A 15,130-nucleotide genomic window follows, 5' to 3' on the forward strand; every position below is an offset into this window, starting at 1 on the left:
ACTGTCCAGCTCATAGGCCGGACAGTCCTTCTATTTATGTAACGCCTCCAGCATGCCTCGGATTTGCTCGTCTGTAGTAAAGCCATGCAGCGGCCGCCGGACTCGGAATACGCGAATTTGATTCGCGATTCTAGCGCACTGGGCGAAATGCCACTCCCGCAAACCCATTACGTTCACCAAATCATACCAGTATGTGTTATTAATGACTCTTGTAATTTTCTCCGCTCCTCGCAGCTCCTCAACCTCAACCGCGGCGCAATCCGCCGGCAACAGCTCGAACAAGGCATGAAGCTTACGGTTGCTCGTTACGAACTGCTCTGGCGGAATAGGAATATTGAACTTGTCACGAATGCCCGGTATACGCTCGAAGGTCTCGACTCCGCCGAATATACGGGTTGCAGTATCCCTCCAGAGCCGCTGAATGGGGAAGCCCGGGTAAATGGTCGCCCCCTCCGTATCCTCCAGCTCAAGCGCCGCGATATCATCCGCGAGAAATTCATAACCAAGCTTATTGAGCGAAGCTGTCACCGTCGACTTGCCTGCGCCGGACTGTCCGGTCACAATAATTCCCTTGCCATCGATTAGCAAGGCGCTCCCATGAATCGGCAGCTTACCTCTCTGCAGCAGAAGGGCGCCAATACACGTGCCGGAGAAGAAGCTGCTGAACGCGTGATCCACGCTGCGCTCGTCCTTCTCTACAATAACCTCTCGCCCATCCTGTATGAGGTACGAAGCGATCTCTTTAATTCGATAGGCGAATGACCCCGGACGCTCGACGACGAACGAATTCTCTCCCGGCGGACCGGGGAACGTCACCGGAACAGAACCCTCCCGGACGATCACATCGGCAGCGCCGACTCCGGGCAAGTAGCCGCCCAGCGGGAAACTAGATTCGATCTGCATGCCGAATGCATGATAACGATAGACTTCCATTACTGACACAGGCTCTCCTCTTTCTTGACGTGCACCTTATCAGCGCGGTTATTGGAATAGTTGTGATGAAACGTGCGTAAAAACTTGCCGACAATGACAGCGACAAGCGCTTGATGCGCCACCTGCGCGTCATTCAGGGTTCCTTCATACGGAATTCCCTTCAGCGCGCGGCGAACTTTGTCCATGTCCAGATAACGGTCCACATGCTCCGACCCCGCTACTCGCTCCAGCTCCTTCCGGATATCAGGCCAATCCGACTGGAGACGGTGCAGCCAGTCTGCGCTTTGTACGCCCTTCGTTTTTATATTATTACGAATAGAATCCGGTAGAATGCCTGTCATTGCGCGGCGGAGCAAGTAGCGCTCATTGCCGTGACGCACATATTGATCCGATGGAATGGATAGACAGAACTCGACGATGCGCCGATCCCGCGACGCATCCCGAATCATAATGCCGGTCTCCAGAGAAAGCTTCGTCTCGATTGCTCCGATATGACTCAGATTCAACGGGCTTACTCGAATCGGCTTCTCTTCCTCGTAGCTCCGGAATTGTGTCGTCAGCAGGTTGGCCCCCATGCGATCCAGTCGTTCTTCTACCCCCCACTTCTCAATAAGCAAGCGATTCACGATGACATTATGGAATCGGTCGAATGCCGGCTGCCGCCTGCGCGCCCGCCGGTCACGCAGCTGATAAGGGATAGTCGCGCGAATGGCGAACTTGAACGCCTGCTTCACAGGACGCCGGAATATTCGTGCTAATCCGCGGATCTCCCGATAAGCGGCAATCCATCGGCCCGAACGGAATAGCGACAGGAAGTGAGCGACGAACTCGCCGTAGGATATGGTCCCGTTGCCCACCTGTCCATTCAGCATAACCCGGCACCCATCCGCCGCCGCTTGGCGCAGAATGGGGCGATACCAGGACATATTGCGGAACACCTTGTAAGGTGATCCGAACACCTGAAGCAAATCGTCCATGTCCGCCCAGGCGTTATGCTCGGCGCAATCACAGTACGTAATGTTAATATTGGGATATGCCTTCCCAATCAAGTCAATCTCTCCGGATTCATCGTAGATGTCAGCCCGGCTCTCAGGCTTGTCCTGGAAATCCCGAACCGGAATGGAGCTGTACGCCTGCAGCCTCTTGTTGTCAGCCGCCAGCTGCCCGGCCGCCACGCATCCGATCGAGCCCGAATCCATGCCGCCGCTCAGCATGATGCCGATATCGCCCGCACTGCGAAGGCGGCAACTGACAGCCTCCTGAAACAGGTCGAGGAAAGCCGTCACATACTCCTCGTCTGTATTAAATCGAATAGGCGGGTGCTCAAGCGGATTCCAATATTGTACCGTGCGGAGACCGCTCGCTCCCCATACTCCGTAGTGGGCGGGTAGCATTTGCCGAATACCCTGATACACGGTCTCTCCGGCCTCGGTCTCATGATGAATGCTATCGATTGCAAGGAAGTCTGCCAGCCATCTTTCATTAAGCTCTACCTCGGAACAAACGGTCCCAAGCAACGGCTGCTCAACGGTACAAAACCCAAAAATGGATTCACGCTCATAATAATATAAGGCCCGAGTGCCCACAGCGTCTCGTGCGCAGTAAAGCTCCTGCCGCTCCCCATCCCAGATAGCGAACGCATAATCGCCGAGCAGCCGCTTCGGGCAATCATGCCCCCACCGCTCGTACGCAAGCATAATGAGCTCGCTGTCCGTCATCCCCGCTTGACGCTCGTCCGGTACGCTGAATTCGCGAAACAATTCGCTGCGATTATCTATAATGGCATCAGCCGTTATGACATAGCGATCCCGAACGCGTCGCGGGAGTACCTCTCGGGACGACTCCGCAGTATTATACGTGAGGCCGCAGCCAAAAAAAGCGTTAGCCTCCGTCTCTGTCCCGACACGGTCGAAAGGATACACGTCGAGCTTCGCCATCGCGGCCGCGCCCACATCGACCAACGCGGGGATTTGCTCCCTTGCCACTACTCCAAATATGGCCCCCACTGCACTAGCCTCCTATTTCATATCTATATTTCCTTCTAGTCTCGGCCGCTCAGGCTGGCGAACTGCGCGACCGGTCGGAAGTTGGGACTCTCGTCGCCCCCCGTCACAATCAGCCTCCCGCAGCGCAGCCAAGCATGCGCGATTAATTGATTGGCCTCATCCTTGGCCACCCCTAGGTACAATGTCGTCGGCACGCGCACCATTCGAAGCAACAGCTGCGCCGTTAGGGCTCTGACCAGGCACTTGCTTTCCCAAGGCGTGAGCCAGCTCATCCGCTCGACAACCCAACCAACCTTAGCCGCCTGCGACATCTGCTCACGGCCGACATCCTCGGGAGTACTCCCGCTCTTACGCCCCATGACCTGTGCCAGCCGGCGAAAAGGTACGAAGAGAATGGCAAAACGAAACACGCCCATTAGAATAAAGGAGGCTAAGATTAATAGCTTCATCTTCCATGGCAGCTTGGCAGCCCTTCGAGCACGGTGCCATAGGCCTTTATTCACTAATTTTCCAATCTGCGGCATTAACCCCACCACCATCCGAACTATACGATTTCATCCTATTTATTCTATTAGTATACCATTCCTAGTACATGACGACTACGTAGTTTAGGAGCTTGTCAATTCTTATTGCTACCTCTATGGAAGAGAGATATAATGATTGATATAACTGCTACTTTTTTACCACGTTAATCAATTTGTAGGACTACAGAACTAGTTTGGAGATTTTAATATGGCACCAACTCTGAGCACAACGATCGGTGAATTTATATGGAATGTGGAATTTCATTCGAAATCCGCCGCCGCACTGTTTAACGCGGCCTTCCCGTATCTGAACACCGAACCTCCGAGCGAGAACCCGGGCTTGACGATTAAACTGGAGGACGGCTTCGGTACATCCTTTCAGGACTACGAGCCCCGCACTTCCGTAGACGAGGCCGGACGGACGAGCCATACGCGCGCGGATTATGAACTGACAATCGACAGCTCATTTGAGGCAGTCCTCATCCGCGTCTATGATGGCTTCGCCCTCAAGCATGCCTGCATGCACCTCTTCAGTCTGTATGCGCTGCACCGCCAGTGGGGCCTGCTCATGCACGCCTCGGTCGTCCGCTCGGGAATGTCCGCCCATCTGTTCGGCGGCCACTCCGGTGCGGGCAAGTCGACAGCCGCAGCGCTGTCAGCCCCGCGCGGGCTCTATGCAGACGAGGCCGCATTGGTCAAAATTACGGACGATCAGGTGATCGTTTACCATTCACCTTTCCGAAGCGAGCTGCATACGCCGCTTGCCGATCAACTATCTCCCTGCCCGCTCGCCAGCATCAACATGCTGCATCAATCGCCCGTCAATCGGCGCGAACCGGTATCCCGGCCCGATGCGGTGATGGCTTTGATGGCCGTAGTCTTCTATTGGTCGCCTTCGCCCGAAGACGCGAAGAGCATTATGCGTCTGCTAGGAACGTTCAGCCGATTAGTTCCTGTCTACCATCTCTATTTCCGCAAAGAACCTACATTCTGGGAGCTGATTGATTAAATGAGCCGCACATACATTCAAACAACGCAAACGGAGGCCATGGAGCTCGATAAAGACTGTATCGTCTTGGACCTGGAGCAATACACGGCGACTCAACTGAATGAGGTTGGCAGCTTCTGCTGGCGGCAGCTGGTTGAGGCACGCAGCCTAACGGAGCTAGTCGAGTCCGTTATGAATGAGTTCGAGATTAGTGCCGGTGCCGTTGAGGCAGATATCGCGTTATTTCTTGAGGATCTGCTCGCGCGCGGGCTCATTCGGATCGCCGGGGAGTAAGTCGGTGACGAGAAACCCTTCCGCGGTCCGAGTCCTGTTAGGGGCGCTGCGAGATCAGTGGCGATCGACCTTACAGGCCGCAAGCATCGGCCGGCGTTTATTGGCTCCGTTGCTAATTCGTCACTGGCGGGCGCATGCCGGGCTGCTTGTTCTCGTTTTTGTGGAGATCGCACTGACGCTCGTTACCGCTTGGCTTATGGGCGCCATGACGGACGCGGCCGTCGGCAAACGATTCGAGGAGCTGCTAGGAATGATACCTTGGGCGGTCGGCATCGTCGCCCTGAACATTGCAGCCGGATACATCGGAATTCATTTGCAGCTTCGCGCGTCGGACCGGTTGATGCGAGACATGCGCGAGCAGCTGCTGCGCCACATTCTGCTGCTTCCGCCCCGATATACGGATCAGAGCCGGGCCGGTACGCTACTGACGCATTTCAACCAGGACATCTATGGAATCGAAGGAATGATCGGGTCTAATCTAATTCAGATTTTGCGTTTTCCGATTATTTTCGCGGCCGTATTAATTTACATGGCGCAAATCCACTGGGCGCTGGCAGTGGTCAGCATTGCGGCTGCTCCCCTGGTCGCGGTCGTCGGCGGCACGTTCGGCCTACTGCTTAAGCGCAACAGTCGCGCAACGTATGACCAGGTCGAGCGGATGAACGTCTTTCTCAGCGAAATTATTCACGGACTGTCCGTAATTCGTTCCTTCACGCTGGAGAAGCAGTCCTACGACCGCTATACCGCACAAAGTGAACGGCTATATGGACTCGCCCTGCAAGAAACTCGCCTGCGCGGCATATATAGCGCATTTGGGCAGGTTGCCGGTTCGGGTATTTTTCTATTCAGTCTCTGCTTCGGCGCCTACCTCGTCTCCACCGCCCAGATTACGGTCGGTTCCATGGTAGCCTTCCTGAATTTAACGGGTCACCTGATCTACCCGTTAACCGGAATGGCCGGTCTATGGATTGGGTTTCAGAATAGTATTCCGGCGCTGGAGCGGCTTGCCGCGGTGCTCGATCAGCCAACCGAGTCGACACGGCTGTCCGAGTATACTCCGTCCGAAGCGCATGGCTTGCCGGTTCGGTTTGAGGACGTGTGCTTTGGTTACGACGACGAGCATCGGGTTATCCATCACATCGGACTTCATATCGAGGCTGGCCAGACCGTCGCGATCGTCGGACCATCAGGGGCGGGGAAGTCAACGCTCTTCGCCTTGCTTCAGGGGTTGTATCGACCTCAATACGGCGAAATTACGGTAGGCAACATACCAATTGACAGGCTTTCGCCGGCAGAGCTTCGAAGCTCCATCGCCGTCGTCTCGCAGGACACCTTTCTCTTCGCTGGCACGATTCGGGATAATTTACTGTTGGCGAGGCCAGGCGTTACGGAGGCGGAGATGGTTGCGGCCGCGCGGGCAGCCAGCCTTCACGACTTCATTATGGAACAGCCGGAGGGGTATGAGACGAAGGTTGGCGAGCGCGGCATCGGCCTGTCAGGCGGCCAGCGCCAGCGGATTGCCATCGTGCGCGCCATTCTGAAAGATGCGCCGATTCTGCTGTTGGACGAAGCGACCTCGGCACTCGACAGCGAGACCGAGCATGAGGTGCAGCAAGCCCTGGAGCAGCTCCAACTCGGGCGGACGACGATTGTCATTGCTCACCGGCTCTCGACAGTCATCCATGCAGACCGAATTATTGTCATGCAGGAGGGCCGTATTGTAGAGGCGGGCCGGCACGACGAGCTTGTACAGCAGAGCGGTCCCTATCAACGCCTGCTTCAGCGGCAGCTTATTGAGCAAAGCACATCCGCATGACCAAGCTGATTTACTTTGAACAATAGAGGGGAGGTGAATAACATGGCAAAACGTGCATACGCAAAACCGGAAGTCGTTAGCTCCCGTCCCATTGTCTTTGAAACAACCATAAGTGGCGGTAACAACTTCCCGGGTCTAGGAAACGGCGTGGGTGGTAACCCTTCGAAGGATCAGGGCCTTTTCCCTGGTAATGGCGGGGTCTTCCCGGGAGGACCGGGCAACGGCAATAACGGGAACGGGAATGGAAACGGCGGCGGCAATGGCCGGGGCAACGGTCGTAAGTAGGCTGTCCCTCTACACTTAAGGAGGCAGATAGATTATTTTCACTGGATCTATCTGCCTGCTACAGGTTATTAATGATTTTCAGGAGGAATTCGCACACTTTATCTACCACGGCATTAAGCTCCGACATCTATTCGAAATGGCCCTCATTATTCATTCGCATCCGGATCTGGATTGGCCATATATTGCCCGTATGCTGGATACGACCGGTTTTCTCCCGTTCGGAAGCCTGTTGCTTCAAGTTTGCTCCCTGTATTTTGGCACCGAGCCGGGCCATACAATCCCTCGCGTGGACGCGGCCGAGGCCAAGAAGTTCATGCAGGATATGCTTAATCACTATGCGGAAGAACAGGCAACAGGCGACTTCGCCAGCTGGGTCCGCGTCGGCGCTTCCTTGCGGCCGAGTTATCATACGCCGGGCATGCCGTTTCGCATTAGAATTCTCGTCGCCAAAGTCCAATATCGGACGCATGGTTTTAAGCCCCTCGCACTCCTCCGCGGCATGCGCCGCAATGTGATGGTAGCTAAAAAGAAAATTAACGTCATTCGCCAATATGACTTAATTGTCAGGCGATAACTCCCCTCGACGTGCCAAATAGATCTTGTCTACAACACGGGGTGCGGCATTAAGCTGCAGCTCCGTGAACTATTCCGCCACCCAACCCTCCAAACACCTCTCCACTTGACCCACGCACTGGCGGATGTACTTGCTGTCATCCATCAGCTTGCTAAGCATGACGCCGCCCTCAATGAGGGCAATGATTGTGGTGCTCGCTTCGTCGACGGCGAGATCCGCTCTGAACTCTTTACGGTCTATCCCCTCGATGAGGATCTGGTTTAACTTGTCGATCAGTTGCTTCATCGCCCGCTGAGCCCGCTCCTTCAGCGCGGGGTGCCCGTCATCGTGCTCGACGGCGGTGTTCAGCACAGGGCATCCTCCCGCCAGAACATCACTTTCGATAATCTCGACGTACACGCCGCAGATGGCGAGCAGCTTTTCTCTCGAGCTAGCCGCCTCGGCAAGAGCTTCAGACAGAAGCTGCAGGATTTGTGAGAACGAATAGTCAAAGGCCGCAAGCGCGATCTCGTCCTTATTTTCGAAATGGTTGTAAATCCCGCCCTTGCGAATCCCGCACTTCTCGATAATGTCGGACAGAGATGCCCCGTTATAGCCCTTCGTGTTAAACAGTTCTGCAGACTCGCGTATGATATGCTCCTTGGTCATTTGACCTTTCCTCATGCTATGATCCTCCCGCCCACAAAAAAATACCGATTGGTCTTAAAATAGCACATGCCTAGCCGAAAACACAAGTCGAGCTTCCCTCAACCTTCACTCCTCTTACTCGTCCTGTAAAAAAATATGTTGCGTTGCGGCTTCCCTTTTGTTAATTTAAAAACAGACCGGTCGGTACTTTTTATTAAAAACATACAGAACGAGGGAGACTGCCCATGACGCTAACGATTCAGCATATCCGAAATGCGACTTCGCTGATCACGATGAACGGTAAAACAATCCTTGTCGATCCCATGTTAAGCGGGAAGGAGGAGCTGCCCGCCGTCCCCTTCACTCGAACGCTGCGCAAAAATCCCATTGTGCCATTGCCGGTCGGGATGGATGCTTTTGAGAAAATCGACGCTATCCTCATCACCCATCTGCATTTCGACCATTTCGACGAGACAGCCAAGCGGGTGCTGAACAAGGGACTCCCCGTCTTCTGTCAGCCCGAGGATCGGCACCGGATTGAAGCATACGGCTTCCGCGACGTCCTTCCCATACAGGAAACCCTCCAGTGGTGCGGCATCGATTTCCGAAGAATTAGCGGTCAGCACGCCAAGGGACTCGTGGCCAAGCTGCTTGGCCCCGTATCCGGGTTCATCCTCAGCACGCCCGAAGCCGGCTCTCTCTATATCGTAGGCGATTGCATCTTAACGGATGCGATCCGCCAAACGTTCGAACGGTATAAGCCGCAGGTCTGCATGCTCAATGTGCCCAGAGCCCAGCTCCTACTTGGCTCGATTATAACGATGACGCCGGAGGATCTCTCGCGAATTCATCAGCTTTCCCCCTCGACGCAAATAATAGCCGTTCACTTGGGCGCCATTAGCCATTGCACGCTGACGAGAGGGGATGTCGCCGAGTACGTCAAAGCCCATCATCTAACGGAGTTCGTCAGGATCCCGGGGGACGGCGAACATATTGCCATTCCCTAACTGCTAATTTCGCACAACAAAACAAGCCCCTCCCCTAATGGGAAAGAGCTTGCTTCACTTCTATCTGGCCATATTCTCTCTGAGCGGCAGCGACGTCCCTCGGCGCGGATCAATCTCCTCCGCCTCCGCCGCCTCCGCCATCGCCGCCGCCTCCGTCTCCACCGCTGCCGCCATCACTGCCTCCGTCTCCGCTGTCCCCGTAAGAGCCGCCTCCGTCGCCTCCGTCTGCGTAACCGCCCGAGCCGGAGTTCGACGGATCCTTGACTCCCTCCCAGGAGCGGACAAAAGCGTACTCGATCGCGTCAGCAGCCGCTGGATCCAGCAGCGGAGAAGCCGAGTAGAAGCTCGATGCCGGCAGCTTCTTCCTAGCGCGTACGGCAAAGCGACGTCCTACGCCCAGCAGCAGCGCCGCCTCCATTCGCCGTTCGAGACGCCCGGGATCGTTCCCCGCGTCTCCTCCTCCCTTGGCCAGCCTTCGGCGATACCGCAAGATGGCGCTCCGATAGGCAGCCGAGGCCGAATCCGTGACCCTGCGGGGGAGAACCGCAACGAGCATCAGCGACAGGAATACGAAACTCAAGTATTCGTTGACGGCCGGCTCGTGGACGATTTGGGCCGCGACGAAGAGGCATGCGATCAAAAAAATCGTAATATGTCTCTTGCGGTTTCTGCGCAGCGCGACCCAGCCTACGCCGATGCCCATAACAGCGGCTATCGACGCTACCCAGCCCCATACCGTCGCGTCCGCGACATGCAAGTAGACAATCACTGCCAGATGCACAAGTGCGAGGACCGGCACGATGATTTTCCTCGGGCGATAGTCCACATACCTTACGAATCGGTCATCCACGTTCTCCATCAACCTGCGCCACCGGACAAAGCCCCGTTCCAAGCCCCGCAAGCGCTTCATATATGGAGCCACGGCAGATTTTCGTCTGCGCTCGGTCTTCGTAGGGCCCGCTACGTTCTCCAGGTTCATTACGCCTGTTCCCCGGAACAGCCAGCTCAGCAGCTGGCGCTCCGCCCGATTCAAGCCGGCACGACTGCCTCTGGCTACAAACTGCGGAAGCTGCTTCGGCGCCCTCCGATCCTCCTGGAACCTGGGACCGGCTTGTACCATATCCATGTCGATCATGCCTCTCCTGCGCAGCGCGAACACGCCGGCGAGAGCCTCGATCCGATGAGGATTTCCTTTCTTGAATAGAGAGGCCAGTCGAATCGGATCCATGTCCTCCAATTCCTGGAGAGAAATTCGCCGGCCCCGCCCCCAGGCAATCAGCTTTCTAACCGACAACACATAGAACAAAATGCCCGCCGCAGCGGCATAGGTTAGCCACCGGCTTGCCTGCCGGCCGATTTCCAGCAGCTCCTCCCGCTTCGCGAATCTTTGCTGCAGGGCCGTCTCATCCGCCAACCGTTCGGTTAGAGTGACGGAAGACGGGGACGCCTCCAACTCCGGGAGAACCTCCGCAGGGAAGAATAGCTTTAGCCTGACGCTGTCATTCTCCAGCAACAGCTCATTCTCGTAGCGAACCACTTGGTTCGTTTCCTCCACCATGGCGCCCCCGGAGCGATCGTACGCATAGCCGATTACAGGCTCGGCTGCCGCCTGCCGCAGACGAACGGTAACGGATACGTTGCGATGATCCACCTCGTTGTTATCGAGGGCCACCCAATCGAGCTCCCCGCCGTCCTCGTATTTCAGAGCCTCCCGGTCGAGACGGTAGCGGTAATACATTTGCACCGTTTGGTCCTTCGTCTCCGCCTCAACGCGATAAGAGCCTCGTTTGGACCGCAAGCCCGCCGGATACCGCTCCAAGCCTTCGTAACCGAATTGCCCCAGCTCCCTGTCGTCCGGAGGGACGTAGGCCTCGAAAAACTCAACATTCGAATCTCCGTAATCATCCATATAGCGGTTAAAACCGGTGAATTCACCCCGAACGGTATACGTGAACAGCTCCTCCACGTACAAGTCTCCGTCCGGCATGACATCGGCTACGATATCCACCTTATCGATCGTCAGCTCCGTGTTGTCGTCGAATGCCCCTAATAACCCGAGTAGAATAATAAATCCCGCTATGAATAGCAGAGCAGGTGTTACCCGCCTCTTCATCCAGCCGCCCCCTTGCTGAGTTAAAATCTGTATACCGTTATACGAAGGAAAGCACTGGTTGTTTCGCCCATGATACAGTTCGGATCATCCAGCGGCTCTAGACGCATAAGAAAAGGCACCCCGGCGGGTGCCCTGCATGAGCTGTCCTTATGAGAGGGTTGCCTGACGCCGGCTATCCCTTGATCAAATACTCATTGCCGTCCTCGTCTTGGAATTGAGCGAACGTCCCCCACTGCATTTCCTGCGGCTCCTCTTTGAACTCGACGCCGTTCGCTTTCATGCTTTTGTAAGTCTCCAGCACGTTATCGCATTCGAAGACGATCGATGCCTTGCGGTACTCCGATCCTTGCATCATAGATTTCGGGTAAATAACCAATCGGCTTTTCGCGTTTTCGGGAGCGACCTCGAGCCAGAAGGCATTCGGTCCCATTGGATGCTCCGCGACTACGGTAAATCCGGCTTTTTCCGTCCAAAATGCTTTTGCTTTCTGTTGATCCTCTACATATACCGCTACTGTTCCAATATTCGTAATCATAGCTTAGCTGTCCCTCCATTCGTTTGCTCGCATTTATTATAGACGAGAAAGATCGGAACAGGAAAGAAGAGCTAAGCCACTTAACCGGCTTAGCTCTTCTAATCCGCTCAACGCGCCCCTCGCCGGGAGCGAACCCCCCAGTCGCGGCTGCCGCCCGAGAACGACGGCCTGTCGATAGTCCCCATCGTGTCCACGGAGGCTGTCTGCCACCTATAGTAGGCGTAAAGCAGCAGCATGATGATCATATCCAGCACAAAGGTCTGCCAGGCCGCCATCCTCTCCAGCGTCGTGATCCCGAACCGATCCATTAGCGGAATGATGGCGAACGAGAAAACCGCATCAACTGCTATATTGACCAGCATATAAAGCAAGAACCGGTCGGCCGTGAAATAGAAAATCCAGAATGTGCCGACAGGCAATAGACCGTAAACAAAGCTGATATCGACAATGTCGCCCCAGGGGACGATCTGCTCATGAATCCTCCACCAATTGAACTCATATCCCATAACCGATACGATCGTGATCAGCAGGCTTGTGAACACGACGGTCGGCATGTAACGTCTTACCGCTCCGCGCCGGGCTGCGAATAAGGTTAACCAAGGCAAAAACAAAAACAGCCATTGCAGGATCTGTATCACAGCGAATACCTCCAGGTGCATAATGCTCCTATTTTGCGCACCCCAGAGCTATTACATTCATTTCCTATTCATATAGGGACGGATCCAGCGATCCGACGAACGGCGTCCACTCCCCTGTTGCATAAAGCCTCAGCCGATGCATGGCGCGCGTGCATGCCGTATAGAACAGCTTCCGTTCGCTCTCCCGATGATAGGTCTGCGAGGAAGCGTCGTAGATCAGCACCGCGTCGAACTCCACGCCTTTGGCCAAATAAGCGGGAATGACCGCGATCCCTTTCTCGAAGGTGAGCGTCTCCTTCGTAATGAGTCTCAGTCCTTCGCACCCTATGCCCGTTAACCTGTCGAATACTTCCCGGCTCTCCGCCGTCGTTTTCGTAATAACGGCCATCGAATCGAAGCCCTCGGCCTTCAGCATCGCGAGGTCATCCCGAATCCTCGCCGCCCGCTCCTCGCCGCTGCCGAGTCTCACCAGCCGCGGCTTCCCGCCGTACCTCTCGAACGGAACGATTCCTTCGCCCCCAGGCAGCATCGCCTTCGTGAACGCCACGATTTCCTGCGTGGAGCGATAACTGCGAACGAGGCGAATCAGTCGCGTTTCGTCCTCGCCGTATAAGCGAACCAGCGGGGAATCCTCCATGTGCAAATGAGTAGACTGAACGAATATCGCCTGGCCGAAATCGCCAAGCACCGTCATGCGGGCGCGCGGGAACAAACGCTTCAGGAACGCGTACTGGAACGGAGAATAATCTTGGCCCTCATCGACGAAGACATGCCGGACATCGGTATTCCTGCGCGCGCCTTCCACAAGCTCACGCAAATACAAGAATGGGGTCGCATCCTCATAGAGCAGCTCCTGCCGGTCCAGCTTCTCTCTCGTTTGCCTGCTAATCTCCGGCCACAGCTCCGGCGCTTCCGACCTGCCGGTCATCCGGCGATAATCATCCTCTTCTCCGAACAGCTGCGTATAAAGCCCCGCCGCATCGACGAATCGGAGCTCTTTCACGTCCCTTCTAAGCGGCCGAAAGCGTTCCTTCACAACCATGCGGCGAAGAATATCCTCCTCCTGCTCGGCGAAATCGTACATGTTCTCCTCCCCCAGCTCCTTCACCCCCCGATTCCTGTCGGAGGCATCGACATACAGCCGGGTCACATCATCGAACACCGCTTCCTCCCGCTGCACCTTCTTCAGCAGCGCGTTGTAAGCTTCTTGATATTGATCGCTGTCCAGATAATCAAGCTCGTCTTGGACCCACGCCGCCTGACGCTCCTTGCGTTCCAATACCGCCAGCTCCCGCAGCAGCCAATCCCTGAGCATGGCGACCCGATTATCCAATCGAATGGCGGGATCATAGCTGTAGAATTGCGATTTCATCCGCTCCGCCGTAATCAGCGAACGATTCATGAACCGGATATCGTGGAACCGCATGCCTTCCTTGCAAAGCCAATCCGCATAGCTCTGAAGCGCTTCTAGGAATGCCTCCGACGCTTTGTACCGGATGCCCTGCAGCCGCGCTTCGTATTCCTTGGCCGGCTCCGCCGCCAGCACGTATTCCATCTGATCGAACGGGTTCTCCACCCGCATCTCCGGCTCCAGCCAGTAGGCCAGGTACTCCTGGAACGTCGTCTGCTGCATGTTCTCCTCGCCAAGCTCGGGAAGAACCGTGGATACGTAGCTGTTGAACATCGGATTCGGCGAAAATAACACGATCTGATCGGCCGTCAGCCGGCCTCGGTTTTTATACAGCAAATACGCGACCCGCTGCAGCGCGGCGGACGTCTTGCCGCTGCCGGCCGCCCCCTGCACGATGAGCATGCGGCTCTTGTCGTCGCGGATGATGGCGTTCTGCTCCTTCTGAATCGTCGCCACGATGCTTTTCATCTGCGCGTCCGCGCCTCCGCCAAGCGCCTGCTGCAGCAGCTCGTCGCCGATCGTTTCGCTGGTGTCGAACACATGCCGAAGCTGGCCGTCGCGGATCTGATATTGCCGCTTCAGGAGCATGGTCCCTTCGACAAGCCCGCCTGGCGTCTGATAAGCGGCCGGCCCTGGGGAATGGTCGTAGTACAAGCTGGCGATTGGCGTTCTCCAATCGTAAATCAAGAATTGCAGACCCTCCTCATCGAGGAAGGACGATACGCCGATATAGACAGGCTCGCTCCCGCCGATACCCGCTTCTTCGAAATCGATGCGCCCGAAGTAAGGAGACGGGAGCAGCCGCTTCATATTATTCCACTGCTGCATCCGCTTGCGGTGGCTTCTCTCCCGTTCGGACAACAGCGCTTCCTGCTGCTGGATGCTGTATAAGGTTTCCTCGAAATCCTCCTGCGTACTGGTGTTGACCGTCACTTCCTCCCAGAACCGCTTGCGGATGTCCGTTACTTGATTGCGCAGCCCCGACACCTCGGGCTCCAGCTCGGCGATTCTATCCTTCAGCTGCTCCGTCACCAGCTCCAGCCGCTCTTGCTCCTGCTTCCAATCGTTTTCGCTGATCATCGTTTACGAACACGCTCCTCATGGGTTTTTAATAAAGCATTTGACAAACCGCCGAAACCCGTGCTAAGATATAATTATAGATAAAATGTTTTAACTGTGTCCTTTTGAACATAACTACATAGAAGTCCTCTAAGAATACCACAAGTGGGCTCCGCATGTAAATCGTTTGTTTATAATCGAGTAGGAGGGGGCGGCTAGCCCCCGTCCTCTCACACCACCGTACATGCGGGTCCGCATACGGCGGTTCCAAAAGGTTAACAAAGTTCTAAATAACGAGAAAGTAAACTTTTCAGCCCTTT

14 protein-coding genes are annotated in these 15,130 nt (G+C 55.6%); 6 read left to right on the forward strand and 8 right to left on the reverse strand.

Annotated elements, in window-relative coordinates:
* Positions 1–30 precede the first annotated feature (30 nt).
* The 3 genes from NQZ67_RS26325 to NQZ67_RS26335 are packed head-to-tail and all read right to left on the reverse strand — an operon-like array spanning position 31 to position 3,388.
* The gene (locus NQZ67_RS26325; RefSeq protein WP_257451857.1) at positions 31–942 is read right to left on the reverse strand and encodes a hypothetical protein; all 912 of its coding nucleotides are present in this window, start codon (positions 940–942) and stop codon (positions 31–33) included.
* On the reverse strand, positions 933–2,939 hold the full coding sequence (locus NQZ67_RS26330; RefSeq protein WP_257451858.1) for an asparagine synthase-related protein: 2,007 nt from the start codon (positions 2,937–2,939) through the stop codon (positions 933–935). Before NQZ67_RS26330 ends, NQZ67_RS26325 begins: the two co-directional genes overlap by 10 nt.
* Positions 2,940–2,974: 35 nt before the next feature.
* Entirely contained in the window at positions 2,975–3,388 is a 414-nt protein-coding gene (locus tag NQZ67_RS26335; protein ID WP_257451859.1) for a lasso peptide biosynthesis B2 protein, read from the reverse strand.
* Between the two features lie 283 nt (positions 3,389–3,671).
* Between NQZ67_RS26335 and NQZ67_RS26340 the strand changes: the two genes are divergently transcribed.
* The 5 genes from NQZ67_RS26340 (at position 3,672) to NQZ67_RS26360 (ending at position 7,420) form a co-directional block, all read left to right on the forward strand.
* On the forward strand, positions 3,672–4,472 hold the full coding sequence (locus NQZ67_RS26340) for a hypothetical protein (protein ID WP_257451860.1): 801 nt from the start codon (positions 3,672–3,674) through the stop codon (positions 4,470–4,472).
* Positions 4,473–4,745, forward strand: coding sequence for a PqqD family protein (locus tag NQZ67_RS26345; RefSeq protein WP_257451861.1), 273 nt, complete (start codon positions 4,473–4,475; stop codon positions 4,743–4,745).
* A 4-nt stretch (positions 4,746–4,749) separates the two neighbouring features.
* A complete protein-coding gene (locus NQZ67_RS26350; RefSeq protein ID WP_257451863.1) occupies positions 4,750–6,561 on the forward strand; it encodes an ABC transporter ATP-binding protein in 1,812 nt (603 codons plus the stop codon).
* 42 nt (positions 6,562–6,603) lie between these two features.
* Positions 6,604–6,846 (forward strand): hypothetical protein, encoded by a 243-nt coding sequence (locus NQZ67_RS26355; protein ID WP_257451865.1) that lies wholly within the window; start codon positions 6,604–6,606, stop codon positions 6,844–6,846.
* A 190-nt stretch (positions 6,847–7,036) separates the two neighbouring features.
* Entirely contained in the window at positions 7,037–7,420 is a 384-nt protein-coding gene (locus NQZ67_RS26360) for a hypothetical protein (RefSeq protein WP_257451866.1), read from the forward strand.
* Positions 7,421–7,489: 69 nt separating this feature from the next.
* Here the strand turns inward: NQZ67_RS26360 and NQZ67_RS26365 are convergent, their stop codons facing one another.
* Positions 7,490–8,083, reverse strand: a complete 594-nt coding sequence (locus NQZ67_RS26365; RefSeq protein ID WP_257451868.1) for a TetR/AcrR family transcriptional regulator — start codon at positions 8,081–8,083, stop codon at positions 7,490–7,492.
* A 209-nt stretch (positions 8,084–8,292) separates the two neighbouring features.
* On the opposite strand from NQZ67_RS26365, the gene NQZ67_RS26370 reads away from it, so the two are divergent.
* Positions 8,293–9,054, forward strand: coding sequence for an MBL fold metallo-hydrolase (locus tag NQZ67_RS26370; RefSeq protein WP_257451871.1), 762 nt, complete (start codon positions 8,293–8,295; stop codon positions 9,052–9,054).
* A 109-nt stretch (positions 9,055–9,163) separates the two neighbouring features.
* On the opposite strand, the gene NQZ67_RS26375 is transcribed toward NQZ67_RS26370, so the two are convergent.
* The 4 genes from NQZ67_RS26375 to helD all read right to left on the reverse strand — a co-directional run bounded on the left by NQZ67_RS26375 (position 9,164) and on the right by helD (position 14,831).
* Complete coding sequence (locus NQZ67_RS26375; protein WP_257451873.1) at positions 9,164–11,167, reverse strand: DUF2207 domain-containing protein; 2,004 nt, start codon at positions 11,165–11,167, stop codon at positions 9,164–9,166.
* A gap of 172 nt (positions 11,168–11,339) precedes the next feature.
* Complete coding sequence (locus NQZ67_RS26380; RefSeq protein WP_257451875.1) at positions 11,340–11,702, reverse strand: VOC family protein; 363 nt, start codon at positions 11,700–11,702, stop codon at positions 11,340–11,342.
* 107 nt (positions 11,703–11,809) lie between these two features.
* Positions 11,810–12,340: a hypothetical protein gene (locus tag NQZ67_RS26385; protein WP_257451876.1), complete on the reverse strand. Its 531-nt coding sequence runs from the start codon at positions 12,338–12,340 to the stop codon at positions 11,810–11,812.
* A gap of 64 nt (positions 12,341–12,404) precedes the next feature.
* On the reverse strand, positions 12,405–14,831 hold the full coding sequence (helD, locus tag NQZ67_RS26390; RefSeq protein WP_257451878.1) for an RNA polymerase recycling motor HelD: 2,427 nt from the start codon (positions 14,829–14,831) through the stop codon (positions 12,405–12,407).
* Between the last annotated feature and the right edge of the window lie 299 nt (positions 14,832–15,130).

Source organism: Paenibacillus soyae (assembly GCF_024623455.1).
GTDB lineage: Bacteria > Bacillota > Bacilli > Paenibacillales > Paenibacillaceae > Pristimantibacillus > Pristimantibacillus soyae.